The 19,899-nt window shown below is 56.2% G+C and carries 23 protein-coding genes and 1 pseudogene; 15 read left to right on the forward strand and 9 right to left on the reverse strand.

What is annotated here, in order from left to right:
- Positions 1-160: 160 nt before the first annotated feature.
- The 5 genes from AC3IT9_RS15260 (at position 161) to ada (ending at position 3,312) form a co-directional block, all read left to right on the forward strand.
- On the forward strand, positions 161-463 hold the full coding sequence (locus tag AC3IT9_RS15260) for a DUF1883 domain-containing protein (RefSeq protein WP_007912251.1): 303 nt from the start codon (positions 161-163) through the stop codon (positions 461-463).
- A 37-nt stretch (positions 464-500) separates the two neighbouring features.
- Entirely contained in the window at positions 501-668 is a 168-nt protein-coding gene (locus AC3IT9_RS15265; protein WP_191624874.1) for a hypothetical protein, read from the forward strand.
- A 117-nt stretch (positions 669-785) separates the two neighbouring features.
- The gene (locus tag AC3IT9_RS15270; RefSeq protein WP_489270256.1) at positions 786-1,490 is read left to right on the forward strand and encodes a 2OG-Fe(II) oxygenase; all 705 of its coding nucleotides are present in this window, start codon (positions 786-788) and stop codon (positions 1,488-1,490) included.
- Positions 1,480-2,160, forward strand: a complete 681-nt coding sequence (gene alkB, locus AC3IT9_RS15275; protein WP_150723683.1) for a DNA oxidative demethylase AlkB — start codon at positions 1,480-1,482, stop codon at positions 2,158-2,160. The genes AC3IT9_RS15270 and alkB overlap by 11 nt, the downstream gene beginning before the upstream one ends.
- Before the next feature lie 87 nt (positions 2,161-2,247).
- Positions 2,248-3,312, forward strand: a complete 1,065-nt coding sequence (gene ada / locus AC3IT9_RS15280) for a bifunctional DNA-binding transcriptional regulator/O6-methylguanine-DNA methyltransferase Ada (RefSeq protein WP_150753521.1) — start codon at positions 2,248-2,250, stop codon at positions 3,310-3,312.
- On the opposite strand, the gene acuI is transcribed toward ada, so the two are convergent.
- Positions 3,313-4,296 carry an acrylyl-CoA reductase (NADPH) gene (gene acuI, locus AC3IT9_RS15285; RefSeq protein ID WP_150723681.1) on the reverse strand — a complete coding sequence of 328 codons (984 nt, stop codon included), beginning with the start codon at positions 4,294-4,296 and terminating at the stop codon, positions 3,313-3,315. It lies immediately after the preceding gene.
- Between the two features lie 345 nt (positions 4,297-4,641).
- On the opposite strand from acuI, the gene AC3IT9_RS15290 reads away from it, so the two are divergent.
- The 7 genes from AC3IT9_RS15290 to AC3IT9_RS15320 all read left to right on the forward strand — a co-directional run bounded on the left by AC3IT9_RS15290 (position 4,642) and on the right by AC3IT9_RS15320 (position 9,565).
- Entirely contained in the window at positions 4,642-5,709 is a 1,068-nt protein-coding gene (locus tag AC3IT9_RS15290) for an NAD(P)H-dependent flavin oxidoreductase (RefSeq protein ID WP_489270257.1), read from the forward strand.
- 124 nt (positions 5,710-5,833) lie between these two features.
- Positions 5,834-6,601: a molybdate ABC transporter substrate-binding protein gene (gene modA / locus AC3IT9_RS15295; protein WP_150753518.1), complete on the forward strand. Its 768-nt coding sequence runs from the start codon at positions 5,834-5,836 to the stop codon at positions 6,599-6,601.
- Positions 6,602-7,282, forward strand: a complete 681-nt coding sequence (modB, locus tag AC3IT9_RS15300) for a molybdate ABC transporter permease subunit (RefSeq protein ID WP_046038408.1) — start codon at positions 6,602-6,604, stop codon at positions 7,280-7,282.
- A 3-nt stretch (positions 7,283-7,285) separates the two neighbouring features.
- Positions 7,286-8,365: a molybdenum ABC transporter ATP-binding protein gene (gene modC, locus AC3IT9_RS15305; protein WP_150753516.1), complete on the forward strand. Its 1,080-nt coding sequence runs from the start codon at positions 7,286-7,288 to the stop codon at positions 8,363-8,365.
- A 126-nt stretch (positions 8,366-8,491) separates the two neighbouring features.
- On the forward strand, positions 8,492-8,713 hold the full coding sequence (locus tag AC3IT9_RS15310; protein ID WP_150723676.1) for a hypothetical protein: 222 nt from the start codon (positions 8,492-8,494) through the stop codon (positions 8,711-8,713).
- 129 nt (positions 8,714-8,842) lie between these two features.
- A complete protein-coding gene (locus tag AC3IT9_RS15315; protein ID WP_057714650.1) occupies positions 8,843-9,073 on the forward strand; it encodes a hypothetical protein in 231 nt (76 codons plus the stop codon).
- 207 nt (positions 9,074-9,280) lie between these two features.
- Complete coding sequence (locus AC3IT9_RS15320) at positions 9,281-9,565, forward strand: hypothetical protein (RefSeq protein WP_150723675.1); 285 nt, start codon at positions 9,281-9,283, stop codon at positions 9,563-9,565.
- 25 nt (positions 9,566-9,590) lie between these two features.
- Here AC3IT9_RS15320 and AC3IT9_RS15325 read toward each other — a convergent pair whose 3' ends face one another.
- Positions 9,591-10,256, reverse strand: a complete 666-nt coding sequence (locus AC3IT9_RS15325) for a TetR/AcrR family transcriptional regulator (RefSeq protein WP_489270258.1) — start codon at positions 10,254-10,256, stop codon at positions 9,591-9,593.
- A gap of 177 nt (positions 10,257-10,433) precedes the next feature.
- Here AC3IT9_RS15325 and AC3IT9_RS15330 point away from each other — a divergent pair, with 177 nt between their 5' ends.
- Positions 10,434-11,276, forward strand: a complete 843-nt coding sequence (locus AC3IT9_RS15330) for an NmrA family NAD(P)-binding protein (RefSeq protein WP_489270259.1) — start codon at positions 10,434-10,436, stop codon at positions 11,274-11,276.
- Between the two features lie 92 nt (positions 11,277-11,368).
- Positions 11,369-11,563 carry a hypothetical protein gene (locus AC3IT9_RS15335; protein ID WP_489270260.1) on the forward strand — a complete coding sequence of 65 codons (195 nt, stop codon included), beginning with the start codon at positions 11,369-11,371 and terminating at the stop codon, positions 11,561-11,563.
- Between the two features lie 494 nt (positions 11,564-12,057).
- Here AC3IT9_RS15335 and AC3IT9_RS15340 read toward each other — a convergent pair whose 3' ends face one another.
- The 6 genes from AC3IT9_RS15340 to AC3IT9_RS15365 form a co-directional block, all read right to left on the reverse strand.
- The gene (locus AC3IT9_RS15340; RefSeq protein ID WP_489270261.1) at positions 12,058-12,570 is read right to left on the reverse strand and encodes an Lrp/AsnC family transcriptional regulator; all 513 of its coding nucleotides are present in this window, start codon (positions 12,568-12,570) and stop codon (positions 12,058-12,060) included.
- A 148-nt stretch (positions 12,571-12,718) separates the two neighbouring features.
- Complete coding sequence (locus AC3IT9_RS15345; RefSeq protein WP_489270262.1) at positions 12,719-12,850, reverse strand: E3 binding domain-containing protein; 132 nt, start codon at positions 12,848-12,850, stop codon at positions 12,719-12,721.
- A 96-nt stretch (positions 12,851-12,946) separates the two neighbouring features.
- Positions 12,947-15,655: an alpha-ketoglutarate dehydrogenase gene (gene mdeB, locus AC3IT9_RS15350; RefSeq protein ID WP_489270263.1), complete on the reverse strand. Its 2,709-nt coding sequence runs from the start codon at positions 15,653-15,655 to the stop codon at positions 12,947-12,949.
- A 93-nt stretch (positions 15,656-15,748) separates the two neighbouring features.
- Positions 15,749-16,669 (reverse strand): branched-chain amino acid transaminase, encoded by a 921-nt coding sequence (locus AC3IT9_RS15355; RefSeq protein WP_489270264.1) that lies wholly within the window; start codon positions 16,667-16,669, stop codon positions 15,749-15,751.
- A 69-nt stretch (positions 16,670-16,738) separates the two neighbouring features.
- Positions 16,739-17,530 (reverse strand): HpcH/HpaI aldolase family protein, encoded by a 792-nt coding sequence (locus AC3IT9_RS15360; RefSeq protein WP_489270265.1) that lies wholly within the window; start codon positions 17,528-17,530, stop codon positions 16,739-16,741.
- A gap of 365 nt (positions 17,531-17,895) precedes the next feature.
- Positions 17,896-18,501: a transglycosylase SLT domain-containing protein gene (locus AC3IT9_RS15365; protein ID WP_150753511.1), complete on the reverse strand. Its 606-nt coding sequence runs from the start codon at positions 18,499-18,501 to the stop codon at positions 17,896-17,898.
- A gap of 595 nt (positions 18,502-19,096) precedes the next feature.
- Here AC3IT9_RS15365 and AC3IT9_RS15370 point away from each other — a divergent pair.
- Positions 19,097-19,336 (forward strand): annotated as a pseudogene (locus tag AC3IT9_RS15370) (cytochrome d ubiquinol oxidase subunit II); the annotation flags it as partial.
- Between the two features lie 273 nt (positions 19,337-19,609).
- Here the strand turns inward: AC3IT9_RS15370 and AC3IT9_RS15375 are convergent.
- The gene (locus tag AC3IT9_RS15375; protein ID WP_489270267.1) at positions 19,610-19,885 is read right to left on the reverse strand and encodes a hypothetical protein; all 276 of its coding nucleotides are present in this window, start codon (positions 19,883-19,885) and stop codon (positions 19,610-19,612) included.
- Between the last annotated feature and the right edge of the window lie 14 nt (positions 19,886-19,899).

A 19,899-nucleotide genomic window follows, 5' to 3' on the forward strand; every position in this document is an offset into this window, starting at 1 on the left:
TTTTTCTCCGAGACAAACTGCTTTATCGCTCATCAAACGTGAAATAAGCGTTTTTAATTGTCAAAGCGGCCGGATAATAAGCCGTTCGGGCTGATAAACTGCGCCAATCGCCCATGCTATCGTTTTGATTTTGTAGAAAAAGCCCTTCTGGAGGCGCCTCATGAAATTTATCCATCAGCGCGAGCACCTCAATGAAGACGACATTGTCGTCATTCAATGCTCCCAAATGTGCAACATCCGTTTGATGAACGACGCCAACTTCCGCAGCTTCAAGAATGGCGGTCGTCACACCTATCACGGCGGTGCATTCGACACGTTTCCGGCCCGCATCACGGCCCCTAGCACCGGCTTCTGGAACATCACGATCGACACCGTCAACCGCCGCGCTATCAGCGTGACGCGCAAACCCACCCTGACGCACTCGATCAAAATCATTCGCCGCTCCAGCACGAAACTGAGCTGATCAGCGAAACCGAAACACAAGACAGGCAGATACAACCGTGGCCCAAACGACCAAGTACGTCATCAAATACAAACTCAACGGTGAGCGCCGCTTCGAGTTTGCCCAGCTTGAAAACGGCACCCCGGAAGAAGCCAAGGCGGCGCTGGATGCCATTCATGGACAGGACGACGTCATCAGCGAAATCAGCGTCAGCAAAGCGCTGTAACACGATCCGGAGCGACAATGGACGTCGCCTCCCGCTCGCAGTTCGACCGCAAGTACCGGAGTGCCAGCTTCGTCCTTGCCTTGCAGACTGGCCACCTCAACAACAAGAGGCCCGGCAATGAGCGAGCAATATCTGGACAGGCTGGACTGGCCCCGGCTGGAACAGCAACTTGATCAGGACGGTTGCGCCGTCATCCCGTCACTGTTGAGCCACAAGGCTTGCGGGCAAGTCAGCGCCTTGTACCCCCGAACCGAGCTGTTTCGCTCCCACGTGGTGATGGCTCGCCACGGGTTCGGCCGAGGCGAGTACAAGTATTTCAGCTACCCGTTGCCGGAACTTGTGGCCCGCTTGCGCGGCGCGCTCTACCCACGACTGGTGCCCATCGCCAATCGCTGGCATGAACAGATGGGCTTGCCGATCCGCTTTCCTGAAACCCTTCCAGCCTTCCTCGAACGCTGTCATGCCGCTGGTCAGAACCGTCCGACCCCCTTGTTGCTGCAATATGGCCCGCAGGACTACAACTGTTTACATCAGGATTTATACGGTGAGCACGTTTTCCCGCTGCAAGTGGCGATCCTGCTGTCAGACCCCGATGAAGACTTCACCGGCGGCGAATTTGTCCTGACTGAACAGCGCCCGCGCATGCAGTCACGCCCAATGGTCATCAGCCTGAAGCAAGGTGACGGGTTGATCTTTGCAGTCAACCAACGGCCGGTCAAAGGGACTCGCGGTTACTACCGCGTGACCCTGCGTCACGGCGTGAGTCGCCTGCACAGCGGCAAACGGCATACCCTTGGAATCATCTTTCACGATGCGTCATGAACCCATGAACCCGCTGACTTTCGATCTGTTTGCCGACACAGAACCCGAGCAACAGCCCAGGCGCGAGCAGATTGGTGAACAGTCCTACGTGCTGAGAGGCTTCGCCCTGCCCTGGCTGGAACGCTTGCTGCCTGCCCTGGAGGCGGTGCTGGTGGCCGCGCCGTTTCGGCAGATGGTCACACCCGGCGGTTTCACCATGTCGGTCGCCCTGAGCAGTTGTGGTCATTTCGGCTGGACCACTGACCGCAGTGGTTATCGGTACACCCGCGACGATCCACAAACCGGTCAGCCCTGGCCAATGATGCCCGAGGTGTTTTTCCAACTGGCACAAGCGGCGGCGCAGGCAGCGGGTTTCGCCGATTTTGCACCGGATTCCTGCCTGATCAACCGCTACATTCCCGGGGCAAAAATGTCATTGCATCAAGACAAAGACGAACATTCCTACGACGCCCCCATCGTTTCGGTATCCCTGGGGTTGCCGGCGATGTTCCTGTTCGGCGGCTTTGCACGTAGCGACAAAAATCAGCGCGTTCCCCTGTTCCATGGTGACATCGTGGTCTGGGGTGGCGTAGATCGCCTGCGTTATCACGGCGTGTTGCCGATCAAGGACGGCCATCATCCGAAGCTGGGCGAGCAACGCATCAACTTCACGTTCCGTACCGCCAGATAAAGACTTCGAATTTGACCGCAAGCACCGGAGTGTGTGGGAATTACCCCATGGTTAATGTGCAGGCAACCCCTCAATGGACGTGACGCCATGACAACCCAATCGACCAAGATCACCATCGAAAACGATCCGCGCTGGGCCGCCGTGGTCGCGCGCGATCCCAAGGCCGACGGGCAGTTTGTCTATGCCGTGAAGACCACTGGCATTTACTGTAATCCCAGCAGCCTCGCGCGTTTGCCAAAGCCGCATAATGTCGAATTCTTCGATAGCGCCGAACAGGCCCGGGCCGCGGGTTATCGTCCGAGCAAACGCGCGACAAAGGATCAGAGCGAACTCGCCGCGCAACATGCCGCCACCGTGGCCGCCGCGTGCCGCCAGATCGAAACTGCCGAAACGCTGCCTGCCCTGGGCGAATTGGCCGAGGCGGCGGGCCTGAGCAGCTTCCACTTCCATCGCGTGTTCAAAGCCGTCACCGGCCTGACGCCCAAGGGCTACGCCGATGCTCATCGTTCACGCAAGTTACGCGAGCGACTGGCGGACGGCGGCTCGGTGACCGATGCCCTGTATGACGCCGGCTTCAACTCCAACAGCCGGTTTTATGAAGCGGCAGACCAACTGCTCGGAATGAAACCCGGGGACTACCGCGCGTCCGGTCAAAACAACGACATTCGTTTTGCCGTCGGACAGTGTTCGCTGGGAGCGATTCTGGTGGCGCAGAGTGAACGCGGGGTCTGCGCGATTCTGCTGGGCGATGATCCGCACCAACTGGTCTGCGATCTGCAAGACAAATTCCGCCGCGCCAACCTGATAGGCGCCGATCATGAATTCGAGCAATTGATTGCCAGGGTCGTCGGCTTTATCGAGGCGCCGGCCATCGGCCTTGATTTGCCGCTGGACGTACGCGGCACGGCGTTTCAGGAGCGTGTCTGGCAAGCGCTGCGGGAGATTCCCGTGGGCAGCACGGCCAGCTACGCCGATGTCGCCCAGCGCATCGGTCAACCAAAAGCCGTTCGCGCCGTGGCTCAGGCCTGCGGTGCGAACAGCCTGGCCGTGGCGATCCCTTGCCATCGCGTGGTGCGCAGCGATGGCAATCTGTCGGGCTATCGCTGGGGTGTCGAGCGCAAACGCCAGTTGCTGGAACGCGAGTCGCAGTGATCAGCGGTTCACATCCACCACTACGCGCCCGCGCAACTGCCCGGCCAGCAAGCGCGGCGCGGCTTCGATGGCTTCACTCAAGCCGATTTCGCGACTGATCAGCGGCAACAGGTTGAAGTCCAGATCCCGGGCCAGGCGACTCCAGGCCTCCAGGCGTTTGGCTTTGGGCTGGGTCACGCTGTTGATGCCGGCCAGGGTCACGCCACGCAAGATGAACGGTGCAACGGATGCCGGAAAGTCCATGCCCTGGGCCAAACCGCAGGCCGCGACGGTGCCATTGGCCTTGGTGCTGGCGCACGCGTTGGCCAGGGTGTGGCTGCCGACCGAGTCGATGACGGCCGCCCAGCGCTCCTTGGCCAACGGCTTGCCCGGCTCGGACAATGTGGCGCGATCAATGATTTCGCCAGCGCCCAGTTGCTTCAGGTAGTCGTGCTCCGAGGTACGTCCGGTGGATGCGACCACCCGGTAGCCGAGCCTGCTCAGCAAGGCGATGGCGAAACTGCCGACGCCACCGTTGGCGCCGGTCACCAGAATTTCGCCCTGCCCGGGCGTCACGCCGTTGTGCTCCAGCGCCAGGATGCACAGCATGGCCGTGTAGCCTGCAGTACCGATGGCCATCGCCTGGGCAGCGGTAAACGCCTTGGGCAGCGGAATCAGCCAGTCACCGTTCAGGCGCGCCTTCTGCGCCAATCCGCCCCAATGCCCTTCGCCCACACCCCAGCCATTGAGCAGTACTGCGTCACCAACCTTGTAGTCCGGATGCCCGCTGACTTCGACGACACCGGCCAGGTCGATACCCGGCACCATCGGGAATTTGCGCACCACCGGACTGCTGCCGGTGATCGCCAGGCCATCCTTGAAGTTCAGCGTGCTGTAGGCAACGCGCACCGTGACATCGCCCTCGGGTAACCGATCGTCCTGGATCTCTTGCAGCGTGGCCCGGTAACCGCTGTCGTCTTTGTCGATCAAAATACCTTTGAACATTACGGCCTCTCAATGGGATCAGTCTGATGGTGGTAGTGCAATTGAAATAGCACATGGCAACGGATCGCCGTACTCGACCTTAAGCCAATCGGGTCGCCAGGTTGACCTGCTGACGGGCCAGAGCGATCCGAAGGACAAAAAACCGACCGCGAGTACGATGCCCGCTCCTTCGGCAATGAACGCTTCAACAGTTTTCACGACTCTTCCCGGTTTATGGATCACTCCTTCCACCGATGCTGAAGAAAATCGGCCCCGCTGAAATGACGACTGGCCTTGCGCCAGTCGTTGCGTTACAAATCCTGCTCTACCGTCCCTGCCCGGATCCAACGTCGGAGAACACAGCACATGAACCAATGGCCAGATACCCGCATTCTTGACCTGCTCGGGATCGAACTGCCGATCATTCAGGGGCCGATGGCCGGTGCCACCAACTCGTCCATGGTGATTGCCACCTGCAATGCCGGCGGGTTGGGCTCGATGCCAGCGGCAATGCTCAGCACGGATCAACTGCGCGAAGAGCTGAAAACCATCCGCCAACACACCCAGCGCCCGATCAACGTCAACTTCTTCTGCCATCAGCCTCCAGCCCCTGACGAGCAACGCGCACAGGACTGGAAAAACCTGCTGCAACCCTACTACCAGGAGCTCGGTATCGACTTCGATGCGCCGACGCCGGTGTCCAACCGGGCGCCGTTCGATAATGCGGCCTGCGAAGTGGTCGAAGCGTTTCGCCCTGAAGTGGTGAGTTTTCACTTTGGCCTACCGGAAAAATCCCTGCTCGACCGGGTCAAGGCCACCGGTGCGAAGGTACTGTCTTCGGCCACCACCGTCGCAGAAGCGGTGTGGCTTGAGCAGCATGGCTGCGATGCAATCATTGCCATGGGCTACGAGGCCGGGGGCCATCGCGGGATGTTTCTCAGCGATGACCTGAGCAGTCAGGTGGGGACTTTCGCCTTGGTGCCCCAAGTCGTCGATGCGGTGAAAGTGCCGGTGATTGCCGCTGGCGGCATCGCTGACGCCCGAGGCGTCGCCGCCGCCTTCATGCTCGGCGCTTCGGCGGTACAGGTGGGTACGGCGTACCTGTTCACGCCTGAAGCCAAGGTCAGCCCGTCCCATCACAAAGCCTTGCGCACCGCCAGGGAAAGCGAGACGGCCGTCACCAACGTGTTCACCGGTCGCCCGGCCCGGGGCATCCTCAATCGGGTGATGCGTGAGCTGGGCCCCATGAGCGCCAAGGCCCCGGCCTTCCCCCTTGCCGGTAGCGCGCTGATGCCGTTGCGGGCCAAAGGTGAAGCGGACTTCAGCAACCTCTGGGCCGGTCAGGCCTTTACCCTCGGGGTCGAATTGACCAGCGAGGCACTGACTCGAAAACTGGCTGAAGAAGGATTAGCGAGGCTGCTAGGTCGTTCCTGAGCATCAGTTTCGTTAAAATTGTATACAATTTCGCGGCGACACATTCCGTTCAAAGGCAATTCGCTATATATTTATGTACATAACGATTTACCCCTGCCGCAATTGCCTTTAACGGAGCCGTCTCATGACCATTCGTGCCTCACGTTTTGCCCCGACCTGCCTGGCGAGCCTTCTCAGCGTATTCGCCTTCGGCTCAGCCCAGGCGGACGAAGTCCAGGTGGCTGTCGCCGCCAACTTCACCGCGCCCATCCAGGCCATCGCCGCTGATTTCGAAAAAGACACCGGGCATAAACTGGTCGCCTCCTTTGGCGCCACCGGCCAGTTCTACACCCAGATCAAAAACGGCGCGCCGTTCGAAGTGTTCCTCTCGGCAGACGACAGCACCCCGAAAAAACTTGAAGCCGAAGGCGACTCCGTCAAGGGTTCGCGCTTCACCTACGCGGTCGGTACCCTGGCGCTGTGGTCGGCCAAGGAAGGTTACGTCGATGCCAAGGGCGATGTACTGAAAAAGAACGCCTATCAGCACCTGTCCGTCGCCAACCCAAAAGCCGCGCCTTATGGCCTGGCGGCGACCCAGGTGTTGGCCAGGGAAGGTCTGACCGACAAGGTCAAGGACAAGATCGTTGAAGGCCAGAACATCACCCAGGCCTACCAGTTCGTCTCCACTGGCAACGCCGAGCTGGGTTTTGTCGCCCTGTCGCAGATCTACAAGGACGGCAAGATCACCAGCGGCTCGGCCTGGATCGTTCCCGCCAGCCTGCACGACCCGATCAAACAGGACGCGGTGATTCTCAACAAGGGCAAGGACAACCCGGCCGCCAAGGCACTGGTTGACTATCTCAAGGGGCCGAAAGCGGCCGCTGTCATCAAGTCCTACGGTTACGAAATCTAAATGTCGCTATCGAGTGCCGATTTTTCCGCCATCTGGCTGACCCTGAAACTGGCGTCCCTGACGACCGTCATCCTGCTGATTGTCGGCACTCCGATTGCGTTATGGCTGTCGCGCACCCGCTCCTGGCTGCGCGGCCCGGTCGGGGCGATTGTTGCCCTGCCCCTGGTGCTGCCACCGACGGTGATTGGTTTCTATCTGTTGCTGGCCCTCGGCCCTCACGGGTTCCTTGGACAGCTCACCCAGTCACTCGGCCTTGGCACCCTCACGTTCAGTTTTGCGGGGCTGGTCATTGGTTCGGTGTTGTATTCGATGCCGTTTGTAGTCCAGCCGCTGCAAAACGCTTTTTCCGCGATTGGCACGCGCCCGCTCGAAGTGGCTGCGACATTACGGGCCAATCCCTGGGACACCTTTTTCAGCGTGACGCTGCCCCTGGCCCGCCCCGGTTTCATTACCGCGGCCATTCTCGGTTTCGCCCACACCGTCGGTGAGTTCGGCGTGGTGCTGATGATCGGCGGCAACATTCCCGAGAAGACCCGCGTGGTCTCGGTGCAGATCTACGATCACGTCGAAGCCATGGAATATGCCCAGGCCCATTGGCTGGCCGGGGCGATGCTGGTGTTCTCGTTTGTCGTCCTGCTGGCGCTGTATTCCAGCCGTAAAACCAAAGCGGGCTGGAGCTGATCGATGATTCAAATGCGTCTGAAACTACGTTATTCAGGCTTCGCCCTGGACGTCGACCTGCAGCTGCCGGGCCGTGGCGTCACGGCACTTTACGGCCACTCCGGCTCGGGCAAGACCACTTGCCTGCGCTGCATCGCCGGCCTGGAACGGGCCGATCAAGGCTTTATCCAGGTCAACGATGAAGTCTGGCAAGACAGCGACAACAGGGTTTTCGTCGCGCCGCACAAACGCGCGCTCGGCTACGTGTTCCAGGAAGCCAGCCTGTTTCCGCATCTGTCGGTGCTGGCCAATCTGGAGTTCGGCCTCAAGCGCATTCCCAAGCCGCAGCGTCGGGTCGACATGGCCCACGCCACTGAGTTGCTGGGCATCGGCCATTTACTGGACCGGCACCCACAACATCTTTCAGGCGGTGAGCGACAGCGCGTCGGCATCGCCCGTGCCTTGCTCACCAGCCCGAAACTGTTGTTGATGGATGAGCCTCTGGCCGCTCTGGATGCCCAACGCAAAAGTGAAATCCTGCCCTATTTGCAACGCCTGCACGACGAACTCGACATCCCGGTGCTGTACGTCAGTCACTCCCAGGATGAGGTTGCGCGGCTGGCCGACCATATCGTATTGCTCAGCAATGGCAGGGCACTGGCCAGCGGCCCGATCGGCCAGACCCTGGCACGCCTCGACTTGCCGCTGGCAATGGGGGATGACGCCGGGGTGGTGATCGAGGGTCGCGTCAGCGCCTATGACGCCGACTATCAATTGCTCAGCCTGCAACTGCCCAACACTACCCTCGACATTCGTGTGCCGCATACGCCACTGGATGTGGGCCAGGCACTGCGCTGCAAGGTCCAGGCGCGGGATGTGAGCCTGAGCCTGGACAATGCCGGGCACAGCAGCATTCTCAATCGCCTGCCGGTCACCGTGGTCAGTGAAATGAACGCCGATAACGCCGCCCATGTGCTGATTCGCCTGGACGCCGCCGGCACGCCACTGCTGGCGCGGATCACGCGTTATTCCCGTGATCAACTGAACGTCCATCCTGGCCAGCCACTCTGGGCGCAAATAAAAGCGGTCGCGGTGCTGGCGTAAATCCGAAGGCACGACTGCACCGGGCAGAGGCCAGCGCCTGAACCGACGAATTGACCTGCCTATTTTTTGCACGATCAGCAATGACTTCTATAGTTGAACTGAACACGAATCCGCTGCGGAGACGCCATGGAAGACATTTTCGTTGTGAAGCGTTGCAACAAGATCATCATCCATGGCCGCCGTGAAGGTGAAGTTGACCACCTGCCACCGGATGCCGCGGTCTGGTACCGCATCGCCGATACCCGCACCCAAGGCTTTATCGGTGATGGTTACGAGGTTGAAGAGGACGCCCTGCGTGTTTGCCGTCAGTTGAACGCTAAATCACAAGTGACAGCCCGACAAAGTTGACGAGCGTCACCATTTTTTAACGGGTCTATACTGAAATAGTTGAAGGATCAGTAACCCTTTCGGCAGAAAGCTCGCCCCAGGCGGGCTTTTTGCTGCCACACCCAGGTTTCTTGAACGGAGGTGTCTCCCATGTCCGAAAAAGAGTCCATCACCACCCTGCTCACCTTGCTGGACTCCCGTCAGGCTCGCTTGGCAGCGGCCTGCAAGGAAATCGCCGACTGGGTCGATCATCAAGGCGGACACCCCACCGCCCTCAGAATTCGTGATCGCCTGAACGACATCGAGAAGGACACGCCGCTGATCCGGCACACGCTGTCGTCTCTCAAACCTGTCGACCGGCCTCTGCCTCGGTTCAGATGATCCGTCACGGATTTGTGGTGCGAGGACAGGCCCGATCCGGGCAGCATGATCGGTGACAGTGACGTCCCCGAACCGTTGGCTGCCTGTTGCATTTCCATCCTTTCTTACAACCCGGCCTGGCGTCGGGATTTTTTGTTGCGCAAAACCAATCGAACGTCCCCGCTCACGTGGAGTCAACCGCTCACACGTCACGAAGGAGACGTTCCAATGGTCACTCATTTCAAAGTCAGCGGGCACCTGGCCTGCGGTCACCACGGCAATAACCTCGTATCGACCCGAGAACTCAATCGGGTGAAGTGCAGAAGTTGCCGAAACACCGACGCCTACAAAGAAGCACGCAAGACCGAACGCAACGCTGCCCGCCGCGCAGCACGCAAAGCCAAAGCCATGCTCACCGCCAATAACTGGCGTTCAGCCTGGACCGAGCGACTGACCGCGATGGCTGGCCTGCAACGACTGCCCCGTGGCTTTGGCGGCCAACCCTTCGTTTAGGGAAACTGAAACAACCGCCAGGCTTTTACTGCGAGTCGATGTTCCTGCGCGTGGGCTCCATGATCTCGCGTAGGGACATGCGCTTGAACGCCTCGACCAGCGCTCGCCCCTCATCGGGTGCACAAGTGACCGCCAACCGCATGGTCGCCTCCCCCAGGTGCCAGATCAAAAACGCGGACTCCTCGACCTGCTGTTCGTCGCAGTCGGGATAGACGCGAAGCATGGCCTGGGACAGCAGCGCTCCGGCAACCCGGCTCTCCCCCAGTTCAAGCTGCAACAACTGCTTGTCGGCTTGCATGCCGGACCAGATGTCACGCATCACCGGTGTCGCCATCACGATCTCGTAATACTGATCGAGCAGCTGCGAATAGGCGGCCTGCAAACCCCGGGCATCCTCGACGGCCTCCATTGCCTCTGCAATGCAACGGCGGCTTTCAGCGTTGTAGCGCTCGGCCAGCGTACGGATCACGGAACTCTTGTCGGGAAAATACTGATATAGGGAACCAATCGAGATCTCGGAGCGCTCGGCTATTTCACTCATCTTGAGTTGGTCGCTGCCCTTGTCCGCGATCAATTGAGTGGCCATCGCCAGAATCCGCTCCTGACGCTCGCGGCTGCGCTGTTGCGTGGGATTACGTCGAACCGCTTGCGCAGCAGGCTGTTCGAGGGTTTCAGAGGGCTTTTTGCGCACGAGCGAATTCCCGGTCAATAACGTGACATGTACTCACCTTAGCATCGCCACTCTCTACGCCCAATAACAGATGCCACACGTCGGGGAATTCGCTTTGGCCGCTTGACGGCAAAACATGAGGATCTATCATCTTTAAAACATGAGCATCACTCACATTAACCGATGGAGATGAACGCAATGAAAACGGCTCAACCAATCACGCTGGTCCTCGGCGCCACCGGCAAAACCGGACGGCGAATCACACAACGACTCGAAGCGGCCGGCCTGCCCGTTCGCCGGGGTTCGCGCGACGCCAATCCACCCTTCGACTGGGAAGATCGATCAACCTGGGACGCCGTGATCGATGGCGTTCATTCAGTCTACATTTCCTTTCAACCTGATCTCGCCGTTCCAGGCGCCCTTGAAAGCATCCAGGCGTTCACCGACCTGGCGGTGAAAAGCGGAGTCCGCAAACTGGTCTTGTTATCCGGGCGCGGCGAAGTTGAAGCGGAACAGGCCGAACGCGTCGTACAGGACTGCGGGATTGACTGGACGATTCTGCGGGCCAGCTGGTTCTGCCAGAATTTCAGCGAGGCACACTTTCTCGAACCCATTGTGCAAGGTGAACTCGCACTCCCCGTCGGCCAGGTCGCCGAGCCCTTTGTCGATGCAGAAGACATCGCCGAGTGTGCCGTCGCGGCACTGACCCAACCCGGACACACTGACCAGCTCTATGAATTGACCGGCCCTCGGGCGTTGACCTTTGCTCAAGCCGTGACCGAAATTGCCCGCGCCACCGGTCGCAATATCGAATTCGTGGCCGTACCGCCGCACGCCTATCGACAGACAATGGAACAGGAACAACTTCCCCCCGAGTTGATCGATCTGGTGTTGTATCTGTTCACGACTGTGCTCGACGGTCGCAACACACCCGTGGCCGATGGCGTGCAGCGGGCACTGGGTCGGCCGGCCCGCGACTTTAGCGACTACGTACAGCGCACTGCCGCTACGGGCATCTGGGGGAATGGCTGTCCGACGTAAAGCAGTGGCGAGAACCTGCTTCGTCGACTAGGGTTTTTGGCGTATCGAACAGCGGCGCCTTTATTGGCAGGAGCCTGATCAAGGAGGTACCCATGTCACCCAATCGTAGTGCTGAACAAACCTACCGCCAGTGGTCCAGCCCGATCCTGTTGGAACTCAAGGAGCGAGAACATCAAATGAACCCGTCAGACCGCCAGGCCTTGGAAAACGTACTGCTGGAAAGAAGGCTGATCGATACCGGCAACCCGGCCGGCAGCGATCGCCGCAAGGCAGACTCGGCATCCTGAAAAGCATCAGGCAACCACGATCAAGATAGAAATAATGGAGCAGAAACAAACAAGGGCTTGCATCAGTTTTCGCTTGCAGGCCCTTGATTTTATGTGGTGCCCGACACTGGAATCGAATCGACACACCCTTGCGGTCAGGAAAAACCACCTGTTTCAAGTGCCAACGTTCGCTCTGTGTCCGACGTTGTTCCAGCTCTCATTAATCTATTTTTGATAATTATTAATTTCCCTACTCCGCTCCTTTGGCTTTGAATGCGCATCGAGGAGGGTCGGCCAAGGTAGGACTTACAGGTGACGCCTTTGACGGATGCTTCGAATGCAGCCAAGCCTGCATTTGAAGAGGCTGACCCTCCTCACCATGTGTACTATTTTGCCCCGCATCTTCACCCAGGAGGTGCGGGGATTTTTTACAGCAATAAGTACAAGTCAGAAGCAAAGCTGGTAAGCGCTGGCAAGTAGCATGTGCTTCAAGCAGGTTAGATACATACCCCCTACTACCCGACCATCAAACTCACTGGCGCTTTGACTTCCTTTACGACAAAGGAGGTGCAAACGTCTTTGACACCTGGAAAACCATTTATATTGTTTCTGGCAAACTCACTAAATTCAGCCAAATCAGTTGCCAAGACCGTTAACTGGTAATCATAAACACCTGAAATGCAGTGGCAGGCTATAACCTGCTCAAAAGAAGTTATCGATTCCTCGAAAGCCTTCATATGGGTAGTATCCTTTTGACCCAGGGATACCTGTACAAAGGCAGTAATAGCGTATCCAAGCATTTCAGTATTAATGCTGGCATGGTAGCCTCGCACCAGACCTATTTCTTCGAGTCTTTTGACCCGTCTCCAGCATGGCGATGCGCTCAGTGATACCAGCTCAGCAAGTTCCGCACTCGACAGCCTTGCATCCCGCTGGAGCGCCGCCAATATGCGGCGATCCGTAGCGTCTATCTTAACCTTTGGTATGATCATTTCAAAAACCCCAAAAATACAGAATATACATTCCATATCCTCTCAATAGAGTAAGGGATCTTAGCATAAGTTTTTTTCAACAAAGCCGTAGTATCTTCCCACCGGTTCGCATACTGCACTGGGCTGGGATCTCGCTGCCTTGAAACGACCCCACAAGGGACTAGTTCTCGATTAAGCAATAATATCAGTTTAAGCCCGAAGCGCGGCAAAGGCTAAACTTGCTCAAAATCCGAAGTCCTGACGTATAATTGACTTCATTCAGTGGCACCCCGAGCCCCCGGGCTAACGTACGAACTGATGGTGAAGCGAACGGCAAAATTTCATTGAAAACTACTTTCTCAATGTTTGCCTGACAGCGTTAATGGGAATAATGGGCGAAAGCCATTTCGATGCCCCCCGTCACAAACCCCCATCAACATTCCCAAGGGGCTGTTTCGTCAAATCCAATGTCGTATTTTTCAATTGCACGAGAGCAGACTTCAGCACTAAGTTTCCCTTCATGCACCAAGGCCCACAGGGCGCTGAGGACTATCTGATGACGGTCGACTTCAAAAAATTTGCGTAAAGCTGCCCGAGTATCGCTGCGACCAAAACCATCGGTACCCAGAACGACATAGTGATCCTCAACATAGGAACCAATAAGTTGCGCAAGCGCGCGCACGTAATCGGTCGCAGCAATGATTGGAGTCCCCTTCGGCAAACACTCCCCCACATGGCTAGTCTTCTGATCGCCTTCAGGATGATGCCGGTTCCAACGTTCTACTCCTCTGGCGTTCCTGGCGAGCTCTGTAAAACTCGTGACACTCCATACCTCGGAATCGACCTGCCAATCTGCGCTCAGGAGTTCTGCTGCCGCCATCACTTCTCGCAAGATGGTTCCTGATCCGAGCAGCCGAACTTTGTTCGATTCCGTTCCACACTTTTGTTCTGAGAAGAGGTACATGCCTTTGATGATGTCTTTCTCAACATCAGTCGGCAGGCTAGGCTGAGCGTAGTTCTCGTTCATAAGGGTGACGTAGTAGAACTCATCAACCTGTTCCTCCAGCATCTGACGCATGCCATGGTCTAGAATTACGGCAAATTCACCAGCGAATGCGGGGTCATAAGCTCTGCAATTTGGCACCAGAGCAGCCATCAAATGGCTACTGCCATCTTGATGCTGCAGACCTTCCCCGCCCAAGGTTGTACGGCCTGCCGTGGCTCCGAGCAGAAAGCCTCTAGCCCTCTGATCAGCTGCCGCCCAAATGAGATCGCCGACTCGCTGAAAACCGAACATTGAGTAATAGATGTAGAACGGCAGCATGGGCAGGCCATGGGTGGCATAGCTGGTTGCCGCTGCCACCCAGGAGCTGATGGCACTCGCTTCGCTGATACCCTCTTCGAGTATTTGACCATCCAGCGCCTCCCGATAGCTCAGAATCGAGCCAATGTCCTCTGGCTCATAATGCTGACCGACGCTGGAATAGATACCGATTTGCTTGAACAGATTCGCCATCCCGAACGTCCGGGCTTCATCTGCCACAATGGGAACCACACGCCGTCCCAAAACAGGATCTTTCAGCAAGCTGCTGAGCATCCTGACAAAAGCCATAGTCGTGGACATTTCCTTGCCTTGCGCTTTAGTGGCAAAGCTTGCATACACATCCAATCCGGGTACCGCGACCACCGGAACATTCGTTTGCCGGCTTGGCGTAAAGCCCCCAAGGCTTTGCCGACGCTCAAGGAGATAGCGAATTTCACGACTATCATCGGCAGGTTTGTAGAACGAGAGAGTCTCAACCTGCTCATCAGTCAAAGGAAGATTGAATCGATTTCTAAAGCCGATAAGCGTTTCGCGATCGAGCTTCTTTTGCTGATGAGTCGTCATTTTCCCTTGGCCGGCTTCGCCCATCCCATAACCTTTTTTGGTCTGGGCAAGAACCACAGTAGGCTGGCCCTTATGAACAGAAGCAGCGTGGTAGGCGGCATAGATCTTCACCATATCGTGGCCGCCACGTTTCAGCCGATCGATTTGTTCGTCTGTGAAACCTTGGGCAAGCTTTGCCAATGCTTCGTTTTGACCAAAGAAATGATCCCTGCTGTAACGTCCGTCTTTCGCCGCAAAAGTCTGGAACTGCCCATCAACGGTTTCCGAAAGGGCCCGCACCAGACTTCCGTCAGTGTCACGGGCGAAAAGCCCATCCCAATCAGACCCCCAAACCAGTTTTATGACGTTCCAGCCAGCCCCGACAAACAATGCTTCCAGCTCGTCGATGATTCGTCCATTGCCTCGCACCGGCCCATCTAACCGCTGAAGATTGCAATTGACTACCCAGATCAGGTTATCCAGACCCTCCCTTGCAGCCAAAGTAAGAGCTGACATACTTTCCGGCTCATCCATCTCACCGTCACCGAAAACGCCCCACACTTTTCGCTCAGATGTGTTTAACAAGCCACGGTTGTGAAGATACCGCATGAATCGGGCCTGGAAGATCGAACTAATTGGGCCGATGCCCATCGATCCCGTCGGAAACTGCCAGAAGTCCGGCATTAACCAAGGGTGTGGATAGCTGGATAAGCCCTGTACCCCGTGGCCAGAAGCGGTGATCTCCTGCCGGTAATGCTGAAGGTTCTCTTCTCCCAGCCGCCCCTCAAGAAAAGCTCGCGCGTAAACGCCTGGTGCCGAATGAGGCTGATAGAAGACCAGGTCGCCACCAAAAGCGTCGCTCCTCGCTCTGAAGAAATGGTTAAAACCAACCTCGAACAAATCAGCCGCACTCGCGTAGCTGGCGATATGACCACCCAAGTCCCCATATGCCTGGTTAGCACGTACGACCATGGCTAGAGCATTCCAGCGAATTATCGATGACAGGCGTTCCTCGATTGCCAAATCGCCTGGGAATGCAGGCTGCTTTGTCACGGGGATGGTGTTGATGTAGGGCGTACCCAGCGTAGGTTTCCAGCCAATGCCGGGATCACGGACGAGACTGACCAGCTCATCGATGATTTCGCGAGCCCTCTCAGGGCCACTATTTTCAATCAAGGAAAGTAGCGCATCACGCCACTCTGCAGACTCCTGCGTGTCGCTTTCGCTGGCGGAAAACTCCAAACTTTCAGGAGTACCGTGCTGGGAACTATTCATGGTTATCTCACCTCACATCAAGAAGTCTAGCCACCATTAGGAATAGTTGACTGTGGCTCCAGCAATAGCCGCGACATCCTGGTCACCCGACCATCAAACATGGGTCAACCAATGAGCGTACTTTTCATTAGTTCCATGTACTGCGCAGAAGTAGACCTCTTGAAGCTGCTGTGTGATCGGGCCTCGCGAGCCCGCGCCAATTGTCCGACCATCGAGCTCACGAATAGGTGTCACTTCAGCAGCGGTACCTGTAAAGAACGCCTCATCGCAGCAATACAGTTCGTCGCGAGTGATCCGTTTCTCCCGAACTTCGAAGCCCAAATCCCGAGCAATTAGCATAACCGAGTCACGGGTTATGCCATCAAGGCAAGACGCCAGATCGGGAGTGTAAATAACCCCGTCTCGAACCATGAAAATATTCTCGCCAGCACCCTCACTCACATAACCCTCGGTATCCAGTAATAGCGCCTCGTCAAATCCGAGCGAAGTAACCTCTCGGTTAGCCAGGATCGAGTTGATGTAATAGCCACAAGCTTTTGCACGCACCATGGAAACGTTGACGTGGTGGCGGGTGAAAGACGATGTTTTTACTCGAATGCCTTTTTCCATGCCCTCCTCCCCCAAGTAAGATCCCATGGGCCATGCAGCGGTGGCGACATGAATTGTGTTGTTTTTTGCTGCGATACTCAGAACATCTGAACCGATCCAAACCAAAGGACGTAGATAGCATGCGTCGTACTTGTTTACTCGAATGACTTCTTCGCACGAGTTACGAACAGTTTCTTCGTCGAACGGAACTTCCAGCTGAAAAATTTTAGCCGAGTTAAAAAGACGATGAATATGCTCTTTCAGACGAAAGATTGCAGGGCCACGCGCAGTTTCGTATGCGCGCACACCCTCGAACACGCCCATGCCATAATGAAGTGTATGGGTCAAAATATGAGTTTTGGCCTCACGCCATTCAACTAACTCGCCATCTTTCCAGATTTTCCCATCACGATCTGACATCGACATTTACAACCTCCGACACAAACAATGAAAACAACAAATACTCATCGATACCACTCGATATTCAATCAGGTATTATCTTTTGAAGTTAAGAGCATCCAGGGCGTCTGTCGCCCCCTTGGTCAACCAACCTGTATCAGAGTGAAGCGCGATAAAGGTCACGCCCTTTTCCCTATACTGGCGGGCTTCCTCCACCGAGGTCGCAAAGATTCCTACTGCTTTGGAATGCTTGCGGGCAGCTGTCAAGACTCTCTCTACCGCTGCCTTGAGATCATCGTGCCCGGTCTGCCCCAGTAGCCCCATGCTTGCAGACAAATCAGCCGTACCAATGAACAGGCAGTCAATGCCCTCGACTTGAGCTATAGAGTCGACGCTCTCTACCCCTTCCACTGACTCGATCAGGACAATGGCACAAGCCTGGTTGTTTGCGGATTTGACATAGTTACTGTCCAGCCCATACGCCCCCGCTCTGACCATTCCAGCGACGCCTCTGACACCACTTTGATCTGGTAGTGGAAATAACATCGATGCCACTGCGGCTTGCGCGTCAGCCGCACCGTTAATGTTCGGGAAGACAATAGTCTGTGCCCCACAATCCATGGCGCGCTTGACCAAAGAAGGATCATTGGCGGTTACTCGCACAGCACCTACGGCTCTTGCCCCATTAAAAGCCGCCGCATCAATGGCTCTAAGTTGAGCAGCAATATCCTGGGTATCATTAGGGCCGTGCTCGGCATCGATGACCAACCAATCAAAACCGCAATGAGCAATCAGTTCAGCGACCGCAGGGCTCGCGAGCGTCAGCCAGCAACCTAAGGTTGGTTTAGCGTTTTTCAAACTGTGCTTGATTGGATTTACAAAGCGCATGGCAGATCTCCTGGCATCGTGATGCGGCGGTAATCGATGGCTCATGTTAGGCAAATACCAGGGGTATTTTTTTCGCATTTTCAATAACAGAAACGACATGCGACAGAACATTCATTCCACTTTTTTGGTATCCGCGAAATCGTCATGCTGATGTCGGTGAATTTCAGTGGAATGCCGCCGAAACGGAACTTCCGCCAAAACTCACATAGACGTTTTCAGTTCACCGACATGCCAGAACCATTGAGTACATCTGGGTTATTTGTAACGACAGAAATCGTTGAATTGAGAGAACTTGGCAGTGAAGGTCAGATCGACGCAGCCGGTCTAGTCGCCCAATACGTCGGGTTAATCACCCATCGGCCACGCTAAAACCACCCACTCCGATCATCTTCCAGTTCCTGGCGGCATTGCTTGAGTTGCGCGCTGTAAATCTCTGACTGCTTTTGCACTTTCTGGGCAACCTGCATCAGCCACGGTTTACTGCGATAGGAATTGCGGCTAAATCCCCCACGCCCCTCGTGGTAAGCCAGGTACTGATTGTAGGTGTCCCATTTGGAGATTCCGAGCTGACGTTGGGTGCCAGTGGTGTACCAACCGATAAACATGATCGCGTCGTCGAAACTGTCACGCGAACCACCGTTGCCCGTATTGTCCTTGTACTCACCCCACACCGGGTCTTGAGCCTGCGCATAACCGTAAGCCGAACTGACTCGCCCCCAGGGGATCACCCAGAGCAGGTAGTCACGAGGCGGCAATGCGTCCGCCACGTAGCTGCTTTCCTGCTTCATGATCGCCATGGCCACATGCAGAGGCGTTCCATATTCACTCTGCATTTGCAGCGAGTCCTCATACCAGTCGGGATACTCACGGTAAATACTGCAGAGATTGCTTTGATCTTTTGGTGGCGTAGTCGTGCAACCTGTCAAAAACATAAACAACAAAGCCAACAGCAAAACTTGTCCTTGTTTCATTCATCATCCTCAAAAATAGGGGCATAAGGTGCCCTCCGTTTACTGCAAGGAGCCAGAGTCAGGCAGGTGCAGGCAAAAACGTCAGAAGACATCTATCTTGACCGCGTCACCCTTAGCACTACATTCGCAAGCGTAACGGGATGAAGGTGACGGCTATCAGCCAGAAGCGGCCTTTCTCGACCCGTTAAATCCACGTCGCCTCAGGGCAAGCAGCCCCTACCAAAAGCGGTCGGTGAAATCGGGTCGCTACTATCTCCATAAATGGGGCATTACACCCACCCAACCGGGCGTTTATCACCTAATTTGAGGAATACTCCCCGCCTTCACCCTTTCCCTCGCTTGAAACACTCAGAAACAGCCTGTTAATTAATTTGAGCTTTTTCTTCGCCCTATTGAAATGGCTCATTAGTTGCACCACCCCGTGGTACCCGCAACAGCTGTCGTCCCGGACATCATGGATGACGGCGGGGCTCGCCAGATTCGGCATGACGCGAGGGGTGAAAAATGAAACGCGTGACACCGCCATGCAACTCCATTGCCTTGCTGCTCAGGTCAAGCCCGCCCTTTGCGATGCTGCTTACCGACCACAAGGCCGCACTGGCCGTTTTTGTTCACCCTGGTGCTGATGTTCCTCGCTTACATCGGCCAGGCACTGAGCATCTGGCCGAACATCATCCCGCCATCCGCCAGCCTGTGGGCGGCGGTATCACCGGCCACCAGTCGGCTGTTCGCCCTGATCAGCACGCCGTACAACCTGCCGGTGATTCTGATGTACGCCTTCTGGGGCTATTACGTGTTCCGCGGAAAAGTGAGAATTGATGATGGCTTCCTCTGATAAATCAATTGCTCGAATCACAAAAAGGCCGATGCCCCTTTATAAGCAGATCGCTCAGTTGGGCCTGATGTTTATCGCGTTGCTGATGATGCTGGCGTTGTCCGCTGCACTGGCGATGGAGTTGACCCTTGGAACGCTCTGACAAGTCCGGTAAAAAAAGCAAACCATCCTCTTGTTGCGCTTGCGCGCAACGCGCCATGCCTGGCGCACAAATAAAAAGCCCCGGCGTTATGCCGAGGCTTGGTGCGATACTTCTTTGTGGCTTCAAGGCTATTAATCACCGGGCTTGGGGCTGGTGCCAGGATTCTTCTTTTCCTCTTCCAGCGCCTTTTCGCGCAAAAACTGCCTCGTTTGCTGCGCCCAATAAAGCGCACCAACAAGGATGCTCGCCTCCTCCCAAGTGGAAAAGATTCCTGCAATCTTCTCCCCTTCATAAACCACCCAAAGCAACTTCGGAGGGTTTGCTGGAATCGTTACTCCCTCAACCCATTTGCTCTTCAGGCTTTGAATTTGAATGACGTCACGCTGCTTTACTTCAATTAAGCCCATTTACGCTACTCCAC

It is taken from the genome of Pseudomonas sp. KH_046_1 (assembly GCF_057839025.1).

Excerpts from the sequence above, each read along its gene's own strand:
- AC3IT9_RS15260 (WP_007912251.1), top strand. The coding sequence starts at position 161 with ATGAAATTTATCCATCAGCGCGAGCACCTCAATGAAGACGACATTGTC.
- AC3IT9_RS15270 (WP_489270256.1), top strand. The coding sequence starts at position 786 with ATGAGCGAGCAATATCTGGACAGGCTGGACTGGCCCCGGCTGGAACAG.
- alkB (WP_150723683.1), top strand. The coding sequence starts at position 1,480 with ATGCGTCATGAACCCATGAACCCGCTGACTTTCGATCTGTTTGCCGAC.
- ada (WP_150753521.1), top strand. The coding sequence starts at position 2,248 with ATGACAACCCAATCGACCAAGATCACCATCGAAAACGATCCGCGCTGG.
- acuI (WP_150723681.1), bottom strand. The coding sequence starts at position 4,296 with ATGTTCAAAGGTATTTTGATCGACAAAGACGACAGCGGTTACCGGGCC.
- AC3IT9_RS15290 (WP_489270257.1), top strand. The coding sequence starts at position 4,642 with ATGAACCAATGGCCAGATACCCGCATTCTTGACCTGCTCGGGATCGAA.
- modA (WP_150753518.1), top strand. The coding sequence starts at position 5,834 with ATGACCATTCGTGCCTCACGTTTTGCCCCGACCTGCCTGGCGAGCCTT.
- modB (WP_046038408.1), top strand. The coding sequence starts at position 6,602 with ATGTCGCTATCGAGTGCCGATTTTTCCGCCATCTGGCTGACCCTGAAA.
- modC (WP_150753516.1), top strand. The coding sequence starts at position 7,286 with ATGATTCAAATGCGTCTGAAACTACGTTATTCAGGCTTCGCCCTGGAC.
- AC3IT9_RS15310 (WP_150723676.1), top strand. The coding sequence starts at position 8,492 with ATGGAAGACATTTTCGTTGTGAAGCGTTGCAACAAGATCATCATCCAT.
- AC3IT9_RS15315 (WP_057714650.1), top strand. The coding sequence starts at position 8,843 with ATGTCCGAAAAAGAGTCCATCACCACCCTGCTCACCTTGCTGGACTCC.
- AC3IT9_RS15320 (WP_150723675.1), top strand. The coding sequence starts at position 9,281 with ATGGTCACTCATTTCAAAGTCAGCGGGCACCTGGCCTGCGGTCACCAC.
- AC3IT9_RS15330 (WP_489270259.1), top strand. The coding sequence starts at position 10,434 with ATGAAAACGGCTCAACCAATCACGCTGGTCCTCGGCGCCACCGGCAAA.
- AC3IT9_RS15335 (WP_489270260.1), top strand. The coding sequence starts at position 11,369 with ATGTCACCCAATCGTAGTGCTGAACAAACCTACCGCCAGTGGTCCAGC.
- AC3IT9_RS15340 (WP_489270261.1), bottom strand. The coding sequence starts at position 12,570 with ATGGAATGTATATTCTGTATTTTTGGGGTTTTTGAAATGATCATACCA.
- mdeB (WP_489270263.1), bottom strand. The coding sequence starts at position 15,655 with ATGAATAGTTCCCAGCACGGTACTCCTGAAAGTTTGGAGTTTTCCGCC.
- AC3IT9_RS15355 (WP_489270264.1), bottom strand. The coding sequence starts at position 16,669 with ATGTCGATGTCAGATCGTGATGGGAAAATCTGGAAAGATGGCGAGTTA.
- AC3IT9_RS15360 (WP_489270265.1), bottom strand. The coding sequence starts at position 17,530 with ATGCGCTTTGTAAATCCAATCAAGCACAGTTTGAAAAACGCTAAACCA.
- AC3IT9_RS15365 (WP_150753511.1), bottom strand. The coding sequence starts at position 18,501 with ATGAAACAAGGACAAGTTTTGCTGTTGGCTTTGTTGTTTATGTTTTTG.
- AC3IT9_RS15375 (WP_489270267.1), bottom strand. The coding sequence starts at position 19,885 with ATGGGCTTAATTGAAGTAAAGCAGCGTGACGTCATTCAAATTCAAAGC.